Source organism: Catenuloplanes atrovinosus (genome assembly GCF_031458235.1).
Lineage (GTDB): Bacteria > Actinomycetota > Actinomycetes > Mycobacteriales > Micromonosporaceae > Catenuloplanes > Catenuloplanes atrovinosus.
The window spans coordinates 8,585,398-8,607,010 of sequence record NZ_JAVDYB010000001.1 but is presented as its reverse complement, the minus strand read 5'-3'; the positions used below and the strand labels follow the sequence as shown (position 1 = coordinate 8,607,010).

Here is a 21,613-nt window from a genome sequence, read left to right as displayed (position 1 = left end):
GGCCCCGGCGGGAAGCCCGGCCGCCCACCCGCTGCGCTCCTGCGGCCGGCCGTGCCCGTTCCGAGCGTGCGGACCGCGACCACGCCGGAAGCGGGTGGACCAAAAACCGGCACCCCGCGAAGTCGCGGGGTGCCGGCGTCGGATGAGCTGCTCAGAGGCCCTTGCACTGGCCGAGGGCGAGGCCCTTGACCGTGTTCGGGCGGGCGTCGTTGGCCGGCGCCGGCGTGTTGCCGGTGCAGACGAGCGTGCCCTTGACCGTGTTTGCCGCGACCGTGTTGGCCGCGGTGCCGGTGTTGCCGGTGAGCAGCGCGGCGCCGTTCACCGTGTTGGTGTCCAGCGTGACGCCGCCCCGGCCGGAGAGCACGCTGACCGCGCCCTTGATCGTGCCGCCGGTGACGGTGACCGCGCCGGTGCCGCCGATCAGGCTGATCGCGCCGGTGACGGTGGCGCCGGTGATCTCGACCTCGGCGCCGAACAGCGCGGTGATCGCGCCCTGCACGGTGCCGCCGTCGACGATCAGGCTCGCGCCGGGCAGGACCGTGATCGCGCCGCGCACGGTGGCGCCGTCGACGCAGACCAGGCCGGACGAGACGGTCAGTGCACCCTTGACGGTGCCGGTGACGCTCTGCGTGCAGGCCGGGCCGACCGCGGAGCGCGGCGCCTGGTCCGCGGTGACCGGCGAGTACTTCGCCAGGTACGCGGTCAGCATGGTCAGGTCGTTGTCACCGGTGGTGACGCGGTCCGTGCCCTGGCCGAGCGTGGTGAAGTTGTCGCCGCCGGCCGCCAGGAACGAGTTCGAGGTCACCCGGTACGTGGCGGTGGGGCTGATCCGCTGCCCGTTGAGCGTGATCGAGCCAGCGATCACGTGCGAGCCGCGCGGCGCGTCCTCGACGTACCGGTAGCTGAAGCCCTTGGAGACGCCCAGGTGCAGCTTGGGACGGGACGCGCCCTCCGGCTGCCACTGCTCCTCGAGCACCTGCTTGATCTGCGCGCCGGTGAGCGTCTGGGTGATCACGTCGTTGGAGAACGGCTGCACCGAGAAGGCCTCGGAGTAGGTGACCACGCCGTCCGGCGCGTAGAGCAGGTCGGTGCGCAGGCCACCCGGGTTCATGAAGGCGATCTGCGCGCCGCCCCGGCCGGCGTCCTTGGTGCCGTCGAGCTGCACGTCCGCGATGAAGTTGCCGAGCGGCGACTCCAGGCCACGGTTCTCGTTGCCGTCCGTGTAGGCGCGCTTGATGTCCGCGGTGACCTGGCCGAGCGGCCGGGCGCCGAGCACGGCCGCGTTGGCCACGGCCGCGTTGACCACGCCGGCGACGGTGCCGTTGGACGGCGCGCCGACCACGTCGAGCAGCGCCGCGGTGGCGGCGGTGACGTCACCGGTGGTGGCGTCCACGGTCAGCGTGACCTTGCTGAGCATCTTGCCGTACTCGCCACCCTGGATGACCGGGCGCGTCCGGTCGGTGCCGGGGACCGGCGCCAGGAACGCGTACGGCTGGTGGGTGTGCCCGCTGAAGATCGCGTCGATGTCCGCGCTGGCGTCGATGAACCGGCCGAACACCGGGTCGCCGGCCAGGTCCTCGACCGAGGTGATGTTCTCGGCCGCCGCGCCCTCGTGGGCGAGCAGCACGACCACGTCCGCCTCGCCGTTGCCGGCGTCGCCGTCGGACAGCTCGGCCGCGACCGCGTTCGCCTCCGTGACCGGGTCGCGGAATTCGACGCCGCGGATGCCGTCCGGGCTGACCATCTCGCCGGTCTGGGTGGTGACCACGCCGACGTAGCCGACCGTGACGCCGCCCAGTTCCTGCACGGAGTAGGCGGGCAGCGCGCGGACCCCGTCCCGGTAGACGTTCGCGCCCAGGAAGTCGAACTCCGAGCGCGGGATGACGCGGTGGAGCAGGTCGTCGATGCCCTTGTCGAACTCGTGGTTGCCGACCACCGACACGTCCAGCCCGCCGGCGTTGAGCACGTCCAGCGTGGGGTTGTCGTTGTCGATGGCGGACACGAACGTCGACGCGCCGATGTTGTCGCCGGCGGAGATGAACGCGGTGTTCGGGTTGGTCGCGCGCAACTGGTCGACCAGGCCGACCAGCTGGGCCGCGCCGCCCACCGCCTGCCCGTTGACGGTCGCCGGCGACTGCAGGCGGCCGTGGAAGTCGTTGATCGCGAGCAGCTGGAGGTCCACGGTGGCCGGAGCGGCCTGCGCGGGTGCCGCGGTGGCGACCAGCGCCGCGGCGCCGGCAAGCGCCACAGCGGCCTTGGAAGGGGTCAAACGCATCGGATGAAGCCTCCGAGATGGAACGGCTGGAGGGTGGTGAGGATCGGTCAGCGCGGCGGAGTCCACCGTGGTTACCGACGGTGACGCGCCGGTCGAGTGCGGCGCCGAACAATCCTCGATCCGTGCGATCCTAGGGTCAGCCTCCGGCCGCCGCGTATCGCTCGCGCGTCCGGAAATCAGTGATCATGAAGACAGAACCAATCCTAGATCGTTTCCGTTGACGCCGGGGAATACGTTCGCCAGCGCGGTCGCGGAGACGCCGCAGCGCTTCCGCAGAATCTCCCCGATCACGGAACGATAATCGGTCGTCACCGCGAGATCGCCATTGACCAGGCGGGCCGCGCTCAGCCCCGGCCACGCGCCGTACACCGTGCCGCCGCGCACGGCGCCGCCGAGCACCAGCATCGCGTTGCCGTACCCGTGGTCCAGCCCGCCGGAGCCGTTCTCCGCGACCCGCCGGCCGAACTCGCTGATCGTGAGCACCGTGACGTTGCGCAGCGCGGTGTCCGCCGCGAACGCGGCCAGCGCGCCGGCCAGCCCGGACAGGTTGTCGTGCATGCGCCCGGCGAGCCCCTCGTGCATGTCCCAGTCGCCGGAGTCCACCGCGGCCGCGACCAGCCCGGTGTCCGCCTTGATCAGCCGGGCCACGTCGCGCAGCGCGCGCCCCAGCGGGGTGTCCGGATAGGTCACGTCCGTGGTGACCGCGCGCACCGCGCCGACCGCGGCGAGCGCGCCCACCGCGGACCGGGCCGGCGTCGCCAGTTCCGGCGACACTCCGGAGTAGAGCGCGGACAGCGCGGTCGCCATCCGGCCGTTCGACTCGCCGCCGAGCGTGAACGAGTCGATCGTGCGCAGGCTCAGGTCCGCGCTCGGGCCGGCGAACCCGCGGTGCGGCTGCGCCGAGCCGACCGCCACGCCGGCCAGCGGCCCGGTCGCGCCGAGCCCACCCAGCATGCGGTCCAGCCAGCCGGTACGCGTGGCGGTGCCGGCCGCGGCGCGCTCCAGCTCCTCCATCGCGGCGAAGTGCGAGCGGTTCGGCGCGGCCTGGCCGACCGCGTGCACCGCGGCCATCCTGCCCTGCTGCCACAGCGGCACCAGCGGGCTCAACGCCGGGTGCAGGCCGAACATGGCGTCACCGGCCACGATCCGCGACTTCGGCACCGCGATGCCGGGCCGGGCCGCGTAGTAGTCCGGGTCGCCGACCGGCACCACCGCGGAGAGCCCGTCGAAACCGCCGCGCAGCGAGACCACGACCAGCACGTCGCCGGTGTGCGGCGTCGCGGCGAACGCCAGCTGGCTGGAGAGCCCGGCGCCGGCCAGCCCCGCGAACCCGGCCGCCAGCCCGCGGCCCAGCAGCCCGCGCCGGGTGAGGCCCCTGTTCTCCGCGCATCCGCACTCGGTCGGCAGCGTCATGAATTCAACACCAATCAATAGCAGGTACGGGTTCAGCGCACGAGGAAGTACGGCGAGTCAAGGACGAGTGCGACGAGATAGGGAAAATTGCCGTTCACCGCGGGATCGGTGGATTTCAGCGCGGTTCCGGTGCTTTTCCCGAAATAGGCGGCGAGCGCGGCGGTGTGGGCCGCCGACATCCTGGTGCCGCACAGCCGCAGCGCCAGCGCGTCCACCAGTGCGCCGTAGGTGGCCGGCACGGTCGGCAGCAGCGCGGCCCGCAGCGACGCCGGCCGGGTGAGCTGCTTGTACCACCAGTTCGCGGCCAGGTTCATGTGCAGGTTCCAGCGGCTCAGCATCCCGGACGGCGACGCCCAGGCCGCGGCCACGTCCGGGTAGCCGTTCGGCGGCGCCCACGCCATCGGCTGGTGCCCGCTCGGCTCCAGCGCCCAGTAGAGCGAGGACAGCCCGGCCGTGCCGGCGGCGTCCGGGCCGAAGCCCAGCGTCCGTACCGTGGCGGCCAGGTCTTCCAGCGGCGTGCGCTGCTTGCGGCCGGCCGACGCGGCGAACTCCGCGGACGTGAACAGCGCGCGCAGCACCGGCGCGATCGCCGTGCCGTTCGCCAGGTAGACCTTGGCCAGCGCGGCGACCAGCGCGGCCGGCGGCTCGTCCGCGACGAACCGCACGCACAGCTTCCGGGCGATCCGCTCGGCCGTGGCCGGGTGGGTGGCCAGGTAGTCGAGCAGCGCGGTCACCGCGGGCTCGCCGGCCGCGCTCGCGTTCGGGTGGCGGAAGCCGAGCACGGTCACCGCGCCGGTCGCGTGCGCGGCCTGGTCGTACCGGTAGAGGCCGGTCCGGCTGTCCACGGTCATGCCGGTGAGCAGCACCGCGGCCTGGCGCACGTCGGCCTCGCCGTAGATCAGCCCGACCGTGTGCAGCTCCAGCAGCTCGCGCGCGTAGTTCTCGTTCGGCTTCGCCCGCGTCGAGTAGCGGTTGTCCAGGTAGGTCAGCATCGCCGGGTGCCGCGCGCTGGCCTTGAGCAGGTCCGCGAACCGGCCGAGCGCGTGCCGGCGGATCACCGCGGCGTCGTAGTCCGGCCGGCTGTCCCAGACGTCGCCGTTCGGGCAGGTCACGTTGAGGTGGTTGGACCAGAAGTCGACCATGACCTCGAACAGCTGGCGGTTGCTCCAGATCGCCCGGGTCACGGCCGCGGTGCCGACCTGGAACATCGCCTCCCAGCCGTACCGCTTGAACACGCCGGCGGACGCGGCCGCGCGCACGCCCGCGATGTCCCGGCCGGCCAGCGGCAGCCGGGCGAGCACGGCGGCGCAGGCGCTGTCCGGGATCGCGGCCGGGTTGAGCTGCCGGTCCAGCCAGCGGGTGGCGCCCAGCGAGCGGATCTCCGCGATCGAGGCGGGCGTCGGGCCGTACGTGGCGCGGCGCAGCAGGTGCAGCAGCGGGTCGGCCGCGACCAGTTCCCCGCCGGAGGCGTCGGCGGCGTGCGCCGTGCCGGGCGTGCCGATCGCCAGGGCGGCGCCGGCCGCGGAGGCGGCGCCGAGCAGCGTACGCCGGGAGGTCTGTGCGGTCATGCCGGGCACAGTCGCCGGAGCCGCCGCGCACCTGAACCACCGCAACCGGACTGCGCCCGGCCGCAACCGGATCGCACCCGCGCCGCCCTCATATTTGCGCGAGATCGCGGCGGCGCGAGAGGGTTGACGCGTGGGCAGAGAGAAGCGGGACGGCACCGTGCGCCGGGTCGTGCGCGGCGGCGGCGTGGCCGAGGTGGTCCCCGACCGCGACCGGGAGAACGCGTTCCTGCTGCTCGTCGACGGCACCCAGCAGTCCCATGTGGACCTCGCCGACCCCACCGCGCTGGAGTTCGAGTACATGCGCCGGATCGCGGCCGTGCTCGACCTGACCGCGCCGCCCGGCGCGCCGCTGCGCGTGCTGCACCTCGGCGGCGGCGCGCTCAGCCTGCCGCGCTACCTGGCCGCCACCCGCCCCGGCTCCACGCAGCGGGTGGTGGAGATCGACGGCGCGCTGATCGAGCTGATCCGCGAGACGCTGCCGCTGCCCAGGGACTCCCGCATCCGGGTACGCCAGGGCGACGCGCGCGAGGTGGTCACCGCCAGCCCGGACGCGGCCTACGACGTGGTGATCGGCGACGTGTTCGACGAGGCCCGCACGCCCGCGCACCTGACCTCGGTGGAGTTCGTCGGCCAGGTGGCCCGGGTGCTGCGCCCGGACGGCCGCTACATCTTGAACATGGCGGACAGCCCGCCGCTGCGGTTCGGCCGCAACGCGGTGGCCACGGTGCGCGCGGTGCTGCCGGAGCTGTGCCTGATCGCGGACGCCACGGTGCTGCGCGGGCGCCGGTACGGCAACCTGGTGGTGGCCGCCGGCCGTACCCCGCTGCCGCTGCCCGATCTGCGCCGGCGGATGGCCGGCGACTGGTTCCCCAGCCGGGTGGAGGCCGGGCCGGAACTGGACCGCTTCGCGGACGGCGGGCACGTGGTCACGGACGCGGACGCGGAGTCCTCACCGCCGCCGCCGGAACTGCTCCGGCCGGAGCGCCCCGAAATCTGACCCCTTTCGATATATTGATGTCGCACCAGAAAGGGATCGCCTGCGAGCTGCCCTTGTGTCGGAAGTAGGCATTTCCGATACAGGCCTTGCGCACGCCATTTGATGCAGAGTTCAATCATTGCGAACTTCGGTCCTCGCGGTGTGTTTCCGGGCCGGCTGGGGCCCGTTTCGGCGACCGACGGCTGCTACCGGTAGGAGGAACCGCTGTGGACACCCCCGTCACGGTGGCGATAGTCGACGACCACCCGGTGGTGCTCGAGGGCGTGCGTTCCTGGCTCGCCGACGATCCGCGCCTGCGCGTGGTCGCGACCGGCTCCTCCATCGACGAGGTGCTGGCCGCCGCCGGTGACGTGAAGGTCCTGCTACTCGACCTCAGCCTGCACGGCCGCATGGTCATCGACCGGGTCTCCGAGCTGTGCGAGGCCGGCCTGCGCGTGGTGGTCTACTCCGAGCACACCGAGCCGGAGACGGTGCTCCGCGTGGTCGAGGCCGGCGCCGTGGCGTTCCTGGCGAAGAACGAGGGCAAGGAGCACTGCGTCGCCACCGTGCTCGCCGCCGCGATGGATCAGCCGTACGTGGCACCCGCGCTGGCCGGCGCCATGGTCGGCGACCGGCGGCCGGAGCGCCCCTCGCTCTCCGAGAAGGAGCGCGAGGCGCTGCTGCTCTGGTTCCAGTCCATGTCGAAGGCGTCGGTGGCCCGCCGCATGCAGATCAGCGAGCACACCGTGAAGCAGTACGTGGACCGCGCCCGGATCAAATACGCCAAGGCCGGTCGCCCGGCCGCGTCCAAGGCCGCGTTGCTGGCTAGGGCGATCGAGGACGGTCTGATAAAACCAGACGATGTCCAGGAATATCGGTCAAACGCGTCGAATCGGTACTGAACGGGGGTTGACCCCCCAACAGGTGTCATGACTGTGGAGCCTTCAACCACCAGAGTGGGGCATTGAGGAGGTTTCTTTCATGGCCGATCACTCGTCCTCCTACTTCCGCCTGACGGAAGGGGCACGGCTGCCCGAGGGACCCCGGCTCCACGAGGGCGAACAACTGCTGTGGCACGGCCGCGCCAGCGTCGCGGAACACCTGTACAGCGAGACCATGACCCGCTCCGCCGTCCGGTGGACGCTGCCGCCCTCGACGACCGTCATGGTCACTGATCGGCGCCTCACCTTCGCCGGCCCGATGGACCGGGAGAACGCGGCCGACCGCGGCCGGGCCTGGAGCCACCGCGCCTGGATCCGCCGCCGGGACAGCCGCGCCATGGTCGGCCAGTTGCTCTACCAGTGGCCGTACCACCTCTACGTGCACTCCACCCAGGAAGTGCTCCTCGTCTGCGGCGCCGCGCTGGCCGGCGGGCGCCCCACGCTCGCGCTCTCCGGCGGCGACGTCGGCGGCGGCTTCCTGGCGAACATCCTGCGGCGGGCCATCGCCGGCTTCCGCATCCAGCACGCCGACGTGCTCGGACTCAACGAGACCAAGATCGCGACGCTGGGCGGGCTGCTGAACGGCCCCAACTTCCAGCGCAAGGTCGGCTCCGTGCCGCTGCCCGGCGCGCTGCTCCTCGGCTTCCAGCAGGAGCGGGAGTACGCGGACGCCGCGCTCGCGGCCGTCCACCGCAGCCGCACGCTGCACTGACCCTCAGACATTCTCCGGCGGGCCGGCTGCCACCGGCTCGCCCAACGAGGCTTCCCCGTCCCACGGCGTGCGGCCGGGGAAGGCTCACGTGTGGTGTGGGACCGGCGCAACTAAGGGTGGGGGCGCCGGTTCCACCCCCACCCCCGATGCGTCACAGCAGATTCGCGCCCGCGCCCGCGTTCGCCCTGCTGATCACGTGGTCGACGATGCCGTACTCCTTCGCCTCCGCCGCCGTGAACCAGCGGTCACGGTCGGAGTCACGCTCGATCTGCTCCGGCGTGTGCCCGGTGTGGAACGCGATGCGCTCGTTCATGACCTTCTTGATGTGCAGCATGCTCTCCGCCTGGATCGCGATGTCCGCCGCCGTACCGCCGATGCCGCCGGACAGCTGGTGCATCATGATCCGGGAGTGCGGCAGCGCGTACCGCTTACCCGGAGTGCCCGCGCACAGCAGGAACTGGCCCATCGAGGCCGCCATGCCGATCGCGATCGTCACCACATCGTTCTTGATGTACTGCATCGTGTCGTAGACGGCCATGCCCGCGCTGATCGAACCACCCGGCGAGTTGATGTACAGCGAGATGTCCTTCTCACTGTCCTCCGACGCCAGCAGCAGCATCTGCGCCGTGATCCGGTTCGTCACCGCGTCGTCCACCTGGCTGCCCAGGAAGATGATCCGCTCACGCAGCAGCCGCTGGAAGACCTCGTCGTCGAAGCTGCCGCCGCCCGCACGCATCACGAGCTCATCCCTACCCATGCAACCACCCCTCGGATAAACGTCTCGGTCAACCCTCCGCCGCCACGGCCCCCGCACCAAGCGATTCCCCGCACAGCGAACACCGCCCATTATTCGCCCCACCCCGCCCCACCGCCGCCTCGCCTCTCCACCAGCCAAAACACGATCGAGCGCCAATCGTTTTGCAGAACCCGGGGTACGCGAGCTACTGTTTACCCAGCGACGCGGGGTGGAGCAGCTCGGTAGCTCGCTGGGCTCATAACCCAGAGGTCGTCAGTTCAAATCTGGCCCCCGCTACGAGTGACGAGGGACCTGTGTCCGCGGAGAGCGCGGACACAGGTCCCTCTTCGCATTTCTGCTCCGGGGCCGAGCCCCGGAGGCCCCGCGTTCCGGGGGTGGCTTGCGCACGCTGGGAGCGGTGCGCCGGTGGTTCAGGCCGGCTCTGGCGAGCCGGATCGGCTTCCGCACGCTGGGAGCGGTGTGGCGGTGGGCCAGGGGGGGCTCCGGCGATTTGCGGCTTCCTCGATGCCGGCGTGCTCATCGCCACCGACGTGAGCTCGGTGTTCGGCGAGGTGGCCATGGGGTGGGCGGTATCGCGGAACTGCGGGTGGAGTGCTGGTCGCGGAGGCGGCGAGGCCTGGCACTGCGGCTGGCGCGGCTCGGTGCCGTTCAGCGGTGATCAATTCGCTGCCGTGGATGATGCCGTCGCGGACAGCTACGCGCGCGGCTGGCGGAGCGCGTAGTCGGGATCGGGCGCCGACCGTGAGCGTGCGTGACGGACCTGCTCCGCGCGGGGACCGTGGACGGCCGTGACGCGGCGGTCGACACCCGCGACGCGGACGATCTCGTGGGGCTTGAAGATCTCAGGCGGGGGTCAGGTTGTTGAGGGATTGTCGCGGAGGCGGGCGCGGTAGCGGAGGGGGGATTCGCCGGTCTCGCGTTTGAAGGCGGTGCTGAAGGCGCTCTCGGAGGTGTAGCCGAGGCTGGTGGCGATGGTGCCGATCCGGGCGTCGTTGTCGCGGAGGGCGCGTTGGGCCAGGAGCATGCGCCAGCTGTTGAGGTAGGCCAGGGGCGGGACGCCGGCGGCGGCGCGGAACCGTTCGGTGAAGGTGGTGCGGGACATGGCGGCGGCGTGGGCCAGTTCCTCCAGTTTCCAGAAGCGGGCCGGGTCGGCGTGCATGCGGCTGACGGCGGGGCGCAGGCGGATGTCGGTCAGCACGCGGAGGCGGCCGGGCGGCAGCGGCGCCTGGCCGATGTAGGCGCGCAGCACCTCGAGCAGCAGCAGCTGGGCGTACTGGCGGACGGCGAAGCCCGATCCCGGCCGGGCGGCGCTCACCTCGTCCACCAACTGGCCGACGATGGTGCGCAGCCGGGGTGCCTCGGTGGCGGACGCGCGGACGTGGCCGACCGGCGGGAGTGCCTGGAGCAGCAGGTCCTCGCCGGCCCGGTTGAACAGGACCCGGCCGCCGACGACCAGATCGCAGTCCGGGGCGGCGTCGCGGAGGCCGTCGGTCAGGTCGGTGATCTCCGGTTCGATCTCGCGGATCGGGCCGTCGCCGGAGCCGCCCTCCAGTTCGAGCCAGGAACGGCCGTTCGCGATGGCGACGTCGCCCTCGTCGAGATGCACGGGGGCGTCGAGGCCGTCGGCCGACAGCCGGGCCCGGCCGCGCACCATCACGGTGAGCTTGAGCGGGGTACGGCCGAACGAGCGGGCCACCCAGCGCCCGCGCGCGGCGAACGCGCCGGTCACCTGCCCGCGCGCCTCCACGACGTCGAACACCTCGGAGAACTCGTCCACACCCGGACTATCGCAAGGAAAATGCGAACCATCAAGCATTCATAGTACGGAAATCGCCCATACCGTGGATTCATGACCACCGCACGGCAACACCCGATAGGCACCCCGTTCACGGCCGCGTCGACGGCCCGCGACGTCCTGACCGGCCTCGACCTGACCGGCCGGAACGTCGTCATCACCGGCGGCGCGGGCGGCCTCGGCCGGGAGGCCACCCGCGCGCTGAGCGAGGCCGGCGCCTCGGTCACCGTGACCGCCCGCGATCCCGGACGCGCCGCCGCCACCCTGGCCGGCATCGAGCGCGTCGAGGTCGGCGAACTGGACCTGCTCGACCCGGCCTCGATCGACGCGTTCGCGCGCCGCTACCTCGCCACCGGTCGGCCGCTGCACGTCCTCATCAACTGCGCCGGCAACGCCTACGGACAACGCACACTGGACGCCCGCGGCTACGAGGCGGGCTTCGCCGCGTTCCACCTCGGCCACTTCCAGCTCACCCTCGCGCTGCACCCGGCGCTGCGCGCGGCGCACGGCGCCCGGGTCGTCAACGTCTCCTCCGGCGCGCACCGCACCAGCGACATCCGCTGGGACGACCCACACTTCGCGCGGGGCTACGACGGCAACCTCGCGTACGGGCAGACCAAGACCGCGGCGGTGCTGTTCGCCGTCGAGCTCGACCGCCGCTGGGCCGGCGAGGGCATCCGCGCCTTCTCCGTACACCCGGGGATCTCCGTCGCCTCGAACCTGGCGCACCTGGAGCAGGGCACCTTCACCATGCGGCAGTTGCAGGCCATGGGGTTGGTCGACGAGAACGAACGGCCGATCATCGACCCGGAGCACGAGAAGAAGACGCCCGAGCAGGCCGCCGCGACGATCGTGTTCGGCGCGGCCAGCCCACTGCTCGACGGCATCGGCGGCGTCTACCTGAAGAACAGCGACGTCGCGCCGCTGGACCCCACGCCCTGGGGACCCACGCCGGTGGGCGAGGAGCCGGTGGTGCTCTCCGACGCCGCACCGCACGCACTCGATCCGGCGTCCGCGCGGCGGCTGTGGGAACTCAGCGAAGAACTGCTCACCGGGTAGCGACCGGGCGCGCGGCCTCCGGCGGGGCGGTGGCGGGCGCGGGGCGCAGCACCATGGCGGCCAGCGCCATCGCGGCCAGGATCAGGGCGGCACCGACCGCGAACGCCAGGCGGTAGCCGCCGGTCCGGGCCGCGGCCTCGGTCGTACCCTCGCTGATCAGGTCCTGGGTGTGGGTCGCGGCCAGGCCGGAGAGGACGGCGACGCCGAGAGCCATCCCGATCTGCTGGGTGGTGTTGAAGACGCCGGAGGCGAGGCCGGCGTCGTCGGGGCCGGCGCCGGACATGCCGAGCGTGGTGAGCGCGGGCAGCACCAGGCCGGCGCCGGCGGCGAGCAGCATCGCGGGCAGCACGTCCGGCAGGTACTCGGCGTCCACCGGCACCCGGGTCAGCCAGCCGAACAGCAGCGCGAGCAGCGCCAGGCCGGCCAGCAGCACGGCGCGTGCGCCGAACCGGGCCATCAGCGGCGCGGACAGGCCGAGCGAGATCGCGCCGATCAGGAGCGCGGCGGGCAGCATCGCCAGGCCGGTCTCCAGCGCGGACCAGCCCAGCACGCGCTGCATGAACAGCGTGCTCAGCACCTGGAAGCCGAACATCGCCGCCATGATCAGCACCTGCACCGCGTTCGCACCGGCCACCGCGCGGGAGCGGAAGATCCTCAAGGGCATCAGTGGGTACGCCGTGCGCGCCTGCCGGGCCAGGAACGCCGCCAGCAGCACGGCCGCGGCCAGCGCGGTGAGCGCCACGGCGCCGGAGAAGCCGTGCTCGGTGCCGGTGACCACCGCGTGCAGCGCCAGCGCCAACCCGGCCGTCACCAGCAGCGCGCCCAGCACGTCCGCACCCGCGCGCAGCCCGGCGCCGCGATCGGCGGGGAGGACGAGCGCGCCGGCCACGATCGCGGCCACGCCGATCGGCAGGTTGATCAGGAAGATCGAGGGCCAGCCGGCCGCGCCGGTGAGGATGCCGCCGGCCACCTGACCGATCGCGGCGCCGGCCGCGCCGGTGAAGCTGAAGATCGCGATGGCGAGGCCGCGGTGCCGGCCCTCGCCGAACAGCGTGACCAGGATGCCGAGGCTCACCGCGGTGGCGGCCGCACTGCCCACACCCTGAAGGAACCGCGCGGCCAGCAGCACCTCGGCCGAGGCGGCCACGCCGGCCAGCGCGGACGCGGCCGTGAAGATCGCGGTGCCGGCCAGGAACACGCGGCGCCGGCCGATCAGGTCACCGAGCCGCCCGGCGAGCAGCAGCAGGCTGCCGAAGCCGAGCAGGTACGCGTTGACCACCCAGCTCAGCGCGCCCGGCGAGAAGCCGAGATCGGCCTGCATCGCGGGCAGCGCGACCGTGACGATGCTGCCGTCCAGGATGGTCATGAGCGTGGTGGTGGCGAGCACGCCGAGCGCGACCCAGGTGCGGCGCGACGGCTCTGGTACGGATGCGACGGACATGGCGGTCCTCCCTGCCGGACAACGACAGGTCGAACCGTAGCAGATAGTTCTGTTACAGACGATCCATTACGGAAGCTCAGTTCTCCCGCTGCCGCGCCCGCCTGGCCGGCACCGGCGCCTCCACCGGCTCGGCCAGATGCCCCTCCACCAGCCGTTTCATCGCCCGCAGGAAGACCTCCCGCTCGTCCGGCGGCAACGCGGCCAGCACGTCCGCGTGCACCTGATCCGCGATCCGCTGACTCCGCTCCGCCAGCTCCGCACCCGCATCCGTCACCGAGATGATCCGCGCGCGGCGATCCTTCGCCGACGGACGCCGCTCCGCCAGGCCGGCCCGCTCCAGCGCGTCCACGGTGACCACCATCGTGGTCTTGTCCATGTCCCCCAGCTCGGCCAGCTCCGCCTGCGTCCGCTCCTCGCCCATCGCGTGGGTGAGCACGCAGTGCATCCGCGCCGTCAGGCCGGCCTCCGCGAGCGCCGCCGCCATCCGGGTCCGCAACACGTGCGCGGCATGGTTGAGCAGGAACGACACGTCGGGTGCAGTGCGCTGTGGTGCGGTCATCCATCCAGGATAGCGAGCCGTCCCGCTCAAGATAATCTCGTGCGAAACAGTTCTGCGGTCGCCGCATCGGCCGGGTAGAACGTCTCGATCGTCAGCTCCTCCACGGTCACGTCCGCGGCCGTCTCCACGCGCGACGCGACGGAGAACAGCGCGGCCTCGCCACCCTCCACGCGCAGCCGCAGCGGCAGCACCACCCGCTGCGCGGGCACAGCATGATCAAGACCGCCGGGGTACGCCAGCAGTTCCTCGTGCAGCCCGGCCAGCCGGTCGTCGCCGAGGTGATCGGCACGGCGGCGGAGCTGGCCGAGCAGGTGCGCCCGCCACTGCGCGAGGTTGACGATCCGCCGGGCCAGGCCGTCCGGGTGCAGCGTCAGGCGCAACACGTTCACGGGCGGCTCCAGCAGGTGCGCCGCCGCGCCCTCGACCAGCGGCGGCACGGCCGCGTTGCCGTCCAGCAGCTCCCACCACCGGTTCAGCACCAGCGCCGGATACGGCTCGTGGCCGGTCAGCACGGACCGCAGCGCGGCCCGGACCTCGGCCAGCTCCGGCGCGCCCAGCTCGGACCGGGGGTACCGCGGCGCGTACCCGCCGGCCAGCAGCGCCGCGTTGCGCTCCCGCAGCGGCATGTCGAGCTGGTCCGCCAGGCGCAGGATCATCTCCGGCGTGGGCCGCGAACGGCCGGTCTCGATGAAGCTCAGGTGCCGGGTGGAGATCTCCGCGCGGATGGACAGCTCCAGCTGGCTGAGCCGGCGCCGCTCACGCCACCGGCGCAGCACCCGGCCCGCCGGTTCCGGCTCGGCGGCGATCGTCATACGGCCAGACGCTAGCCGTCCCGGCCGCGCCCCGGCCATTACCTCCCGGGTAATCGACGCCCCCACCCGTACCCGCTGATGATTGGTGCCCTGCCGACCACGTCGAATCGAGGAGGAACCATGTCCGATCCGGTGGACCGCTACCTGGCCGCGTGGAACGAGACCGACCCGGCGCGCCGCCGCGACCTGGTGGCGGAGACGTTCGCGCCGGACTGCCGCTACGTCGACCCGCTGATCGACGCGACCGGCCGGGACGCGCTGGACGCCGCGATCGCGGGCGCGCAGCGACAGATCGGCGCGCTGTTCCCCGGCTCGCCACTGCGCCCGCTGGGCACCCCGGAGACCCACCACGACGTGGTCCGATTCCGCTGGGCCATCACCCCGGACGGTACGGAACCAGCGGTGATCGGCTCCGACGTGCTGACCCTGGACGACCGAGGACTGATCACCTCCGTGATCGGCTTCTTCGACCGCTTCCCGGCGGCCGCCGGGTGACGCGCGCGCGGAGGACTGATCACCTCCGTGATCGGCTTCGACCGCTTCCCGGCGGCGGCCGGGTGACGCGCGCGCGATAGCGAAGGCGGCCTCCGTCACGGAGGCCGCCCTCATCGCGCGGCGCACCTCAGCAGGTCACGTGCGTCTCCAGCCCCGGCAGTTCGTCCTGCGTGACCGACGCCGTCTCGGTGTGGCTCTCGGGGGCCTCCTGCGACGGGCTCAGGTCGTCAGCGCCCGCGCCGGCCGCGTCCGGATCCACCGGGCCGACGTCATCCGGCCCCGCACCGGCCGCGCCGGACTCCGCGGGGCCGACGTCGCCGGAATCCGCCGGCACGCGAGCGTCGAGGCCGGGGCCGACCGCGCCGGAATCCGCCGGGCCGACGTCGCCGGAATCCGCCGACACGCGAGCGTCGAGGCCGGGGCCGACCGCGCCGGAATCCGCCGGGCCGACGTCGCCGGAATCCGCCGACACGCGAGCGTCGAGGCCGGGGCCGACCGCGCCGGGACCCTCCTCGGCGGCGGCGTCCCGGCCCGGCCCGGTCGGCTCTGCATGCGCCGCGCCGGAACCGGCTGGATCGGCGTCGATTCCGCGCGTTGCCGGTGGGTCCTGCTCCAGGACCGGCAGCAGGCCCGCGGTCGGCAGCAGGAACCTGCGGCTCGGCAGCATCGCACCGATGGCCGGCTCGCGGGCGGCGGCCGTGCCGTCCGCCGTCCCGGACTCGGAGGCATCCAGCAGTCCGGCGTCCCGCGAGACCATGGCGGCCGAGAGCGGAAGCCGGGAGAGCCCTGTGGCGAAGTCACCACCGGCCTCGCGGAGGCCGGGCGCGGCGCCGGCCTCAGGCAAGACGCCGGCCTCAGGCAAAATGCCAGCCGCAGGGACACTGCCGGCCTCAGGCAAAATGCCAGCCGCAGGGACACTGCCGGCCTCGGGCGAGGCAGCGGCCGCAGGCACAACGCCGAGCTCGGGCAAGACGCCGACCGCAGGCACAACGCCGACCTCGGGCAAGACGCCGACCGCAGGCACAACGCCGACCTCGGGCAAGACGCCGACCGCAGGCACAACGGCGGCCTCGGGCGAGGCGGCGGCCTCGGGCGAGGCGGCGGCCTCGGGCGAGGCGCCGACCGCAGGCACAACGGCGGCCTCGGGCGAGGCGGCGGCCTCGGGCGAGGCGGCGGCCTCGGGCGAGCCGGCGGCATCGTTCGCGAGCGGCGCGAACCGGCCGTCCGGTCGCGGGCCGAAGACCGGCCCCCGCGGCTCGTCGGACGGCGTCGGCTCGTGCTCCAGCAGTTCCGGCGGCCAGTTCGCGGGCAGTGCTCGCGACCACCCGTCGGCCCACGGCACGCCGCCCTCCGGGTCGCCGTGATCGACGTCCTCGGCGATGATCGGCAAGCCCGGCTCGGCACCCGGCGTCGGTCCGTCCACCACCGGGATCAACGGGTCGTCCTCGTCCAGCGGTTCGAGGGTGCTGCGCGCCACCAGCCACTCGTAGATCGTGCGCAGCGGGGCCCGCGGGTTCTCCTGCCGGCAGGTGACCGGCGGGACCAGCGAGGAGCGGTGGTCCGGATGTTCAACGCAGTGGGTGAGCGCCCGCCCGACCGCGTCCGGCTGACTGCCGCCGCCGCCGGAGTCGCCGCAGGATCGGCATTCCCAGCGCCAGAAGGGGACGCCGAAGTGGGGGCGGGATCGGAAGACGTGCAGCGGCCGGGCCGGGCCGGTGTCGGCGATCGCGGTGGCCGGGGCTTCGAGGGTGGTCATGCGCCGCCCCTTCCCGAAGAGACAAATACCCTACGGCCCCATTTTTCAGTCGAATAACCTGTAACGGGCAAGATTGGGAAATTAGGGAACGTTCACCACGGCGGACACCGTAGCCTGGTCGATCTCGGAGATCCGGATCGTGAACTTCACGGTCCACTCGCCGGGCAGCGGGAAGTTGAGCGGTCCCAGCCCGTGGCTCTCGTCCAGGATGGCCATCGGCGCGTCGATCGGTTCCAGGCCCGCGGACGGCAGCGCCAGCGACACCTTGAACTCCTCGATCGGGATCGGCTTGCCCTCCGGCGTGTAGACGAAGCCGTGCAGCGTGTTGTGCTCGCCGCGCTGCACCGGGTAGATCTCGAACTGGAGCGTGTAGATCGGGCTGGTCAGCGTCTCGCTGTAGGTCTCCGGCACCACGACCGGCGCCTCCTCGCCGACGTTGCGCGACGGCGTGGTCTGCACCAGCACCGCGCTCGCGGCCAGCACCACCATGGTCACCACCAACTCGGCCGCGACCGAGCGGCGCAGCCAGGTCACCGGCGCCCCGCCCGGCACCAGCCGCGCCGTCCACCCGGTCGCGGTGCCGGCCACGATCCGCCGGACCAGCAGCCGGGCCGCGCCCGCGACGGCCAGCACCACGGCGAGCAGCGCGGTCTTCGCCAAAATGAGCTGGCCGAACCGCGTGGTGACCAACTGGGAGACCGCGCCGACCTCGACCATCACCTGAAGCACGCCGCCCGCGATCAGGCAGTAGACCGCGAGCGCGGCCCAGCGCGACCAGACCGGCAGGATCACCCGCAGTTCGCGGGCGTCCGCGCGGCGCAGCAGGAACGCGGCCAGCGCGACCAGGCCGCCGAGCCAGACCGCCATCGCGCCGAGGTGCGCGAGGTCCGCCAGCACCGTGACCACGGGCATGCGCGACGCGATCGGGTGCCCGGACAGCGGCCAGGTCAGCATGCCGGCGGTCGCGACCAGCGCCAGCACCGCGCCACGACCCCGGAAACCCCTGATGGTCAGCAGCGGTACGGCCAGCGCCAGCGCCACCAGCCGCCCGAGGTGCGCCAGCCCGAACTGGCTGCGCAGCACCTCGCCCAGCCCGGACGCGGTGGCGTCCAGCGGCCCGCCACCGTACGCGTAGGGCGCCTGCAGCCAGACCGCCGCGATCGCGGAGAGCGCGACGAGCCCGGCGCCGGTGAACATCATGATCCGCGGCCCGCGCCGCGCGGCCGGCGTGCGCAGCAACCGGCGCGGCCAGATCGACAGCATCAGCAGCGCGGGCCCGACCAGCAGCGTGAGCCCGACGTAGCCGACGTACTTCGCGATCGAGATGCCGGCCGTCACGCCCGCGTGGACCGCGTCGCCGGTGACCGCGCCGTCGAACGTGGAGCGCGCGCCGACCGAGTACGAGAAGCCGCCGCCGACCGGGTGGCTGTCCGCGGACACCACGCGGTAACTGACCGTGTACGTGCCGAGCGGCCGCTCCGCCGGCGCGATCGGGATGCTCATCACCGCGCCGGTCAGCGTGGGCTCGCCGCCGGTGACCGGCGTGCCGTCCGGCGCGACCACCTTGACCTTGCCCGGCACCAGCCGGACCGCCTCACTGAACGTGATGGTCACGGTGGCGGGCGCGCTGCCGACCACGGAGCCGCGGGCCGGGACCGTGTCGACGACCACCGCGTGCGCGGACGCGGGCGAGACCGGGCCGATCAGCACGGCCAGCGCACCCAGCAGCATCGCGGCGATCAGCCGTACCCACCTCATGCCCACTTGTTCGGATGCGGGCGTCCCGATGGTTCAACGCGCGACCGGACTTTTCCGCGCATCCTCACCCACCGCATTGACGTGCTTACATGCCAGCGCATAGCGTCTGATCGATTCTTTTGACCTTGCACGGGAGGATTCATGCGACTCCGTTCCCTGCTCGTTCGTTCCTCGACCCGGCGTCGGCTGCTGGCACCCGCCGTCGTCGGCGTCCTGATTCTCACGCTCACCGCCACGCCCGCCGGCGCGGTCGGAGAGCGCTACCTCGACCCGAAGGCGTCCGTTCCGTCCCGGGTGGCCGACCTGCTCCGCCGGATGACGGTGGAGGAGAAGGTCGGCCAGCTCCAGCAGATCGCGGTCAACCGCATGCAGGGCGACTGCAACTGGAGCGGCGGCGCGCTCAACGAGACCTGCATGCGGGAGGTCCTCGCCGACCAGCACGCCGGGTCGGTCCTCTCCGGCGGGGGCGCGGCGCCGGCCGTCAACACGCCCCGGGCCTGGGCCGAGATGGTCAACACCATCCAGCGGTACGCGATCGAGCACTCCCGCCTGCGCATCCCGATCGTCTACGGCGTGGACGCGGTGCACGGGCACAACAACGTGCTCGGCACGGACGTCTTCCCGCACCAGATCGGGCTCGGCGCCACCTGGAACACCACACTGAACCAGCGCACCGCGGAGGCCACCCAGCGCGCGGTCGCGGCCACCGGCACCACCTGGAACTTCTCGCCGGTCGCGGACCTGGCCCGGGACCAGCGCTGGGGTCGCTACTACGAGACGTACGCGGAGGATCCGGTGCTGGCCGGCACGCTCGCGGCGGGCGCGGTCACCGGCCTGCAGAACCGGGCCTCCGGCCGCCCGGTCGCGGCCACGGTCAAGCACTTCGCCGGCTACTCGGAGCCGTTCAACGGGCACGACCGCGCGCCGGCCGACCTGTCCCCGCGCTACCTCCAGGACACGATCCTGCCGCCGTACAAGGCCGCGGTGGACGCCGGCGCGCTGACCGTGATGGTCAACTCCGGCGCGGTCAACGGCATCCCGGCCACCGGCTCGCGCTGGCTGCTCACCGACCTGCTGCGCGACGAGTGGGGCTTCAAGGGCGTGACGATCAGCGACTGGAACGACGTCCGGCTGCTGCACACCGCATACCACATCACGGACTCGTACGCGGGCGCGGTCGCGGCCGCGGTCAACGCGGGCGTGGACATGGCGATGGTCCCGCCGGACGACCGCGGCTTCCACCAGGCCGCGCTGGACGCGGTGAACCAGAATCTGATCTCCAAGCGGCGGCTGGACCAGGCGGTCGGCCGGATTCTGACGCTCAAGTTCCAGCTCGGCCTCTTCGACCGGCCGTACGTGGACCCGGCCGCCGCGGACGCGGCCGTGATCCAGGCGAACCGGCCGCTCAACCGGCAGACCGCCACCGAGTCGCTGGTGCTGCTGCGCAACACGGACGGCACGCTGCCGTTCGGGCCGGACACCCGGAAGATCGTGGTGGCCGGGCCGAACGCGGACAACCTGCGCGACCAGGTCGGCGGCTGGACGATCGGCTGGCAGGGGGTGCCGGACGGCGTCACCATCCCGGGCACCACGATCCTGCAGGGCCTGCGTGACACCGCGCCGGCCGGCACCACCGTGGTGGGCACGTCCAGTCCGGACGACGCGGTCGCGCAGGCCGAGGACGCGGACGCGGTGGTGGTCGCGGTCGGCAACCGCGCCGCGGCCGAGGGCGAGGCTGACATGCCGAACCCGGTGCTCGCGCCGGACCAGCAGGAGCTGGTCGCGCGGCTGGAGGCGACCGGCACGCCGGTGGTCGTGGTGGTCGTGTCGGACCGGCCGCTGGTGCTCGGGCCGGCCGGCGAGTCGGACGCGCTGATCGCGGCGTGGCAGCCGGGCAGCGAGGGCGGCAACGCGATCGCGGACGTGCTCTACGGCCGGGCGAACCCGAGCGGCCGGCTGCCGGTGTCCTGGCCGGCCGTGGTCGGCAACCAGCCGCTGTACTACCAGCAGCTACCGGGCACGAACGCCGGCGTGAACTCCGGTTACACGCCGGCGTACCCGTTCGGCGCGGGCCTGTCGTACACGTCGTTCACCACGGGTGGCGTCGCGCTGGCGTCCGGCACGGTGCGGCCCAAGGACAACGTGCGCGTCACGGTCACGGTGTCGAACACCGGCGGCCGGGCCGGTGACCTGGTGGTCCCGGTCTACGCCGGCCAGCCGGTGGCGAACCCGCTGGCGCCGCCGAAGCGGCTGGTGGCGTTCACCAAGGTGGCGCTGGCCGCGGGCGAGACGAGGACGGTGACGCTCAACTTCCCGGCGTCCCGGCTCGCGGTCACGCCCGGCGACATGCTCTCCACCCAGGACCCGCGCGTAGCGCCCGGACGGTACGTGATCTCGGCCGGCGAGTCGTCGGCCACGCTCACCGTGCGGTGAGTCCGCCGAGGGTACGGCCGGCGTCCGGTGACTCCCGTGCGGGAGGTGGCAGTCGCCGGCCGTACCCTCGGATGCCCTTGATCGTGATCTTTCAGGTGGCGGCGCGGAGCATCATCACGCCGCCGTAGATCAGCGCCGCGGTCGTGCCGATCAGCATCAGCACCGCCCAGAACTCGCCGGACAGGCTGGTCAGGCGGCGTAGCGCGCCCGCGTCCGAGGCGTTGTGGTGGTAACCGCGGGCGCGCAGGAAGATCAGCATGGTCTCGACGGCCGCGATCAGCAGGAACCAGGCCCACACGTGCGCGAACAGCTCGCGCATCGGCGGCTCCACCGCCAGCGCGACATAACAGATCACCACCATCAGCGACGGTACGACCAGCCAGCCGAGCAGCCCGCGCACCGCGAACAGCATGACGAAGAGGAAGCCGAGGCTGGCCCAGAGCGTGACGTCGACCAGGTCGCGGGCCAGCAGCCACGCGGCGGCCAGGCCGAACAGCGACGGCGCGACGTACCCGATGAACTTGACCGCCACGTCCACCGCCCATGGCATGTCGTCGTCGAAGTACGTCGCGCCGCCGCCGTCCGGGAACAGCCGGATCGCCCGCACCCGCTGGAACAGCAGCTTGGCCAGCAGCGCGTGGCCGCCCTCGTGCGCGATCGTGTCGATCAGCCCGAAGACGACGTACGCCGGCACGGCCAGGAGCCAGGCCAGCAGCGCGCCGGCCCACGCCACCTTGTTGACTCCCGAATCAGGCGCGACCGCGGCGATCTCCAGAAGCGCGGGCATGCGGACAAGTTATCCGCGGCTCAATATTGATCACCATCCCCAGCAAGGATGCTATCCGTCACCGGACAATCGCTTG

At 72.6% G+C, this 21,613-nt stretch carries 17 protein-coding genes and 1 tRNA gene; 7 read left to right on the top strand and 11 right to left on the bottom strand.

Going from position 1 to position 21,613, the window contains the following annotated elements; all coding sequences use genetic code 11:
* Positions 1-151: 151 nt before the first annotated feature.
* From J2S41_RS38485 to J2S41_RS38475, 3 genes are all read right to left on the bottom strand, one after another.
* A complete protein-coding gene (locus J2S41_RS38485; protein ID WP_310375752.1) occupies positions 152-2,275 on the bottom strand; it encodes a bifunctional metallophosphatase/5'-nucleotidase in 2,124 nt (707 codons plus the stop codon).
* A gap of 183 nt (positions 2,276-2,458) precedes the next feature.
* Positions 2,459-3,688: a DUF1501 domain-containing protein gene (locus J2S41_RS38480; protein ID WP_310375751.1), complete on the bottom strand. Its 1,230-nt coding sequence runs from the start codon at positions 3,686-3,688 to the stop codon at positions 2,459-2,461.
* A gap of 32 nt (positions 3,689-3,720) precedes the next feature.
* On the bottom strand, positions 3,721-5,256 hold the full coding sequence (locus tag J2S41_RS38475; RefSeq protein WP_310375750.1) for a DUF1800 domain-containing protein: 1,536 nt from the start codon (positions 5,254-5,256) through the stop codon (positions 3,721-3,723).
* Positions 5,257-5,386: 130 nt separating this feature from the next.
* Between J2S41_RS38475 and J2S41_RS38470 the strand changes: the two genes are divergently transcribed.
* From J2S41_RS38470 to J2S41_RS38460, 3 genes are all read left to right on the top strand, one after another.
* A complete protein-coding gene (locus J2S41_RS38470) occupies positions 5,387-6,253 on the top strand; it encodes a spermidine synthase (protein WP_310375748.1) in 867 nt (288 codons plus the stop codon).
* A gap of 206 nt (positions 6,254-6,459) precedes the next feature.
* Complete coding sequence (locus tag J2S41_RS38465; protein WP_310375746.1) at positions 6,460-7,134, top strand: response regulator; 675 nt, start codon at positions 6,460-6,462, stop codon at positions 7,132-7,134.
* Positions 7,135-7,213: 79 nt separating this feature from the next.
* Positions 7,214-7,885, top strand: a complete 672-nt coding sequence (locus J2S41_RS38460; RefSeq protein WP_310375744.1) for a hypothetical protein — start codon at positions 7,214-7,216, stop codon at positions 7,883-7,885.
* A gap of 151 nt (positions 7,886-8,036) precedes the next feature.
* On the opposite strand, the gene J2S41_RS38455 is transcribed toward J2S41_RS38460, so the two are convergent.
* Positions 8,037-8,642, bottom strand: a complete 606-nt coding sequence (locus J2S41_RS38455; RefSeq protein WP_310375742.1) for an ATP-dependent Clp protease proteolytic subunit — start codon at positions 8,640-8,642, stop codon at positions 8,037-8,039.
* 202 nt (positions 8,643-8,844) lie between these two features.
* Between J2S41_RS38455 and J2S41_RS38450 the strand changes: the two genes are divergently transcribed.
* Positions 8,845-8,918, top strand: a tRNA-Met gene (locus J2S41_RS38450).
* Positions 8,919-9,495: 577 nt separating this feature from the next.
* Here the strand turns inward: J2S41_RS38450 and J2S41_RS38445 are convergent.
* Positions 9,496-10,419 (bottom strand): AraC family transcriptional regulator, encoded by a 924-nt coding sequence (locus J2S41_RS38445; protein ID WP_310375741.1) that lies wholly within the window; start codon positions 10,417-10,419, stop codon positions 9,496-9,498.
* 72 nt (positions 10,420-10,491) lie between these two features.
* Here J2S41_RS38445 and J2S41_RS38440 point away from each other — a divergent pair, with 72 nt between their 5' ends.
* Complete coding sequence (locus tag J2S41_RS38440; protein ID WP_310375739.1) at positions 10,492-11,496, top strand: SDR family NAD(P)-dependent oxidoreductase; 1,005 nt, start codon at positions 10,492-10,494, stop codon at positions 11,494-11,496.
* On the opposite strand, the gene J2S41_RS38435 is transcribed toward J2S41_RS38440, so the two are convergent.
* The 3 genes from J2S41_RS38435 to J2S41_RS38425 form a co-directional block, all read right to left on the bottom strand.
* Positions 11,486-12,937, bottom strand: a complete 1,452-nt coding sequence (locus J2S41_RS38435; protein WP_310375737.1) for an MFS transporter — start codon at positions 12,935-12,937, stop codon at positions 11,486-11,488. The two genes, J2S41_RS38440 and J2S41_RS38435, sit on opposite strands and share 11 nt — an antisense overlap.
* A 76-nt stretch (positions 12,938-13,013) precedes the next feature.
* Positions 13,014-13,496 (bottom strand): MarR family winged helix-turn-helix transcriptional regulator, encoded by a 483-nt coding sequence (locus J2S41_RS38430; RefSeq protein ID WP_310375735.1) that lies wholly within the window; start codon positions 13,494-13,496, stop codon positions 13,014-13,016.
* Positions 13,497-13,522: 26 nt separating this feature from the next.
* Entirely contained in the window at positions 13,523-14,308 is a 786-nt protein-coding gene (locus tag J2S41_RS38425) for a helix-turn-helix domain-containing protein (protein ID WP_310375733.1), read from the bottom strand.
* A gap of 120 nt (positions 14,309-14,428) precedes the next feature.
* Between J2S41_RS38425 and J2S41_RS38420 the strand changes: the two genes are divergently transcribed.
* Positions 14,429-14,803 (top strand): nuclear transport factor 2 family protein, encoded by a 375-nt coding sequence (locus tag J2S41_RS38420; RefSeq protein WP_310375732.1) that lies wholly within the window; start codon positions 14,429-14,431, stop codon positions 14,801-14,803.
* A gap of 127 nt (positions 14,804-14,930) precedes the next feature.
* Here the strand turns inward: J2S41_RS38420 and J2S41_RS38415 are convergent, their stop codons facing one another.
* Positions 14,931-16,559 carry a hypothetical protein gene (locus J2S41_RS38415; protein ID WP_310375730.1) on the bottom strand — a complete coding sequence of 543 codons (1,629 nt, stop codon included), beginning with the start codon at positions 16,557-16,559 and terminating at the stop codon, positions 14,931-14,933.
* 81 nt (positions 16,560-16,640) lie between these two features.
* The gene (locus J2S41_RS38410; RefSeq protein ID WP_310375728.1) at positions 16,641-18,317 is read right to left on the bottom strand and encodes a copper resistance CopC/CopD family protein; all 1,677 of its coding nucleotides are present in this window, start codon (positions 18,315-18,317) and stop codon (positions 16,641-16,643) included.
* 141 nt (positions 18,318-18,458) lie between these two features.
* On the opposite strand from J2S41_RS38410, the gene J2S41_RS38405 reads away from it, so the two are divergent.
* Positions 18,459-20,750: a glycoside hydrolase family 3 N-terminal domain-containing protein gene (locus tag J2S41_RS38405; RefSeq protein WP_310375727.1), complete on the top strand. Its 2,292-nt coding sequence runs from the start codon at positions 18,459-18,461 to the stop codon at positions 20,748-20,750.
* A gap of 91 nt (positions 20,751-20,841) precedes the next feature.
* Here the strand turns inward: J2S41_RS38405 and J2S41_RS38400 are convergent, their stop codons facing one another.
* Entirely contained in the window at positions 20,842-21,537 is a 696-nt protein-coding gene (locus J2S41_RS38400; protein ID WP_310375725.1) for a M50 family metallopeptidase, read from the bottom strand.
* Positions 21,538-21,613: the final 76 nt, after the last annotated feature.

Coding starts and splice junctions, on each gene's coding strand:
- J2S41_RS38415 (WP_310375730.1), bottom strand. CDS start 16,559: ATGACCACCCTCGAAGCCCCGGCCACCGCGATCGCCGACACCGGCCCG.
- J2S41_RS38430 (WP_310375735.1), bottom strand. CDS start 13,496: ATGACCGCACCACAGCGCACTGCACCCGACGTGTCGTTCCTGCTCAAC.
- J2S41_RS38405 (WP_310375727.1), top strand. CDS start 18,459: ATGCGACTCCGTTCCCTGCTCGTTCGTTCCTCGACCCGGCGTCGGCTG.
- J2S41_RS38435 (WP_310375737.1), bottom strand. CDS start 12,937: ATGTCCGTCGCATCCGTACCAGAGCCGTCGCGCCGCACCTGGGTCGCG.
- J2S41_RS38420 (WP_310375732.1), top strand. CDS start 14,429: ATGTCCGATCCGGTGGACCGCTACCTGGCCGCGTGGAACGAGACCGAC.
- J2S41_RS38410 (WP_310375728.1), bottom strand. CDS start 18,317: ATGAGGTGGGTACGGCTGATCGCCGCGATGCTGCTGGGTGCGCTGGCC.
- J2S41_RS38455 (WP_310375742.1), bottom strand. CDS start 8,642: ATGGGTAGGGATGAGCTCGTGATGCGTGCGGGCGGCGGCAGCTTCGAC.
- J2S41_RS38440 (WP_310375739.1), top strand. CDS start 10,492: ATGACCACCGCACGGCAACACCCGATAGGCACCCCGTTCACGGCCGCG.
- J2S41_RS38480 (WP_310375751.1), bottom strand. CDS start 3,688: ATGACGCTGCCGACCGAGTGCGGATGCGCGGAGAACAGGGGCCTCACC.
- J2S41_RS38475 (WP_310375750.1), bottom strand. CDS start 5,256: ATGACCGCACAGACCTCCCGGCGTACGCTGCTCGGCGCCGCCTCCGCG.
- J2S41_RS38425 (WP_310375733.1), bottom strand. CDS start 14,308: ATGACGATCGCCGCCGAGCCGGAACCGGCGGGCCGGGTGCTGCGCCGG.
- J2S41_RS38485 (WP_310375752.1), bottom strand. CDS start 2,275: ATGCGTTTGACCCCTTCCAAGGCCGCTGTGGCGCTTGCCGGCGCCGCG.
- J2S41_RS38460 (WP_310375744.1), top strand. CDS start 7,214: ATGGCCGATCACTCGTCCTCCTACTTCCGCCTGACGGAAGGGGCACGG.
- J2S41_RS38400 (WP_310375725.1), bottom strand. CDS start 21,537: ATGCCCGCGCTTCTGGAGATCGCCGCGGTCGCGCCTGATTCGGGAGTC.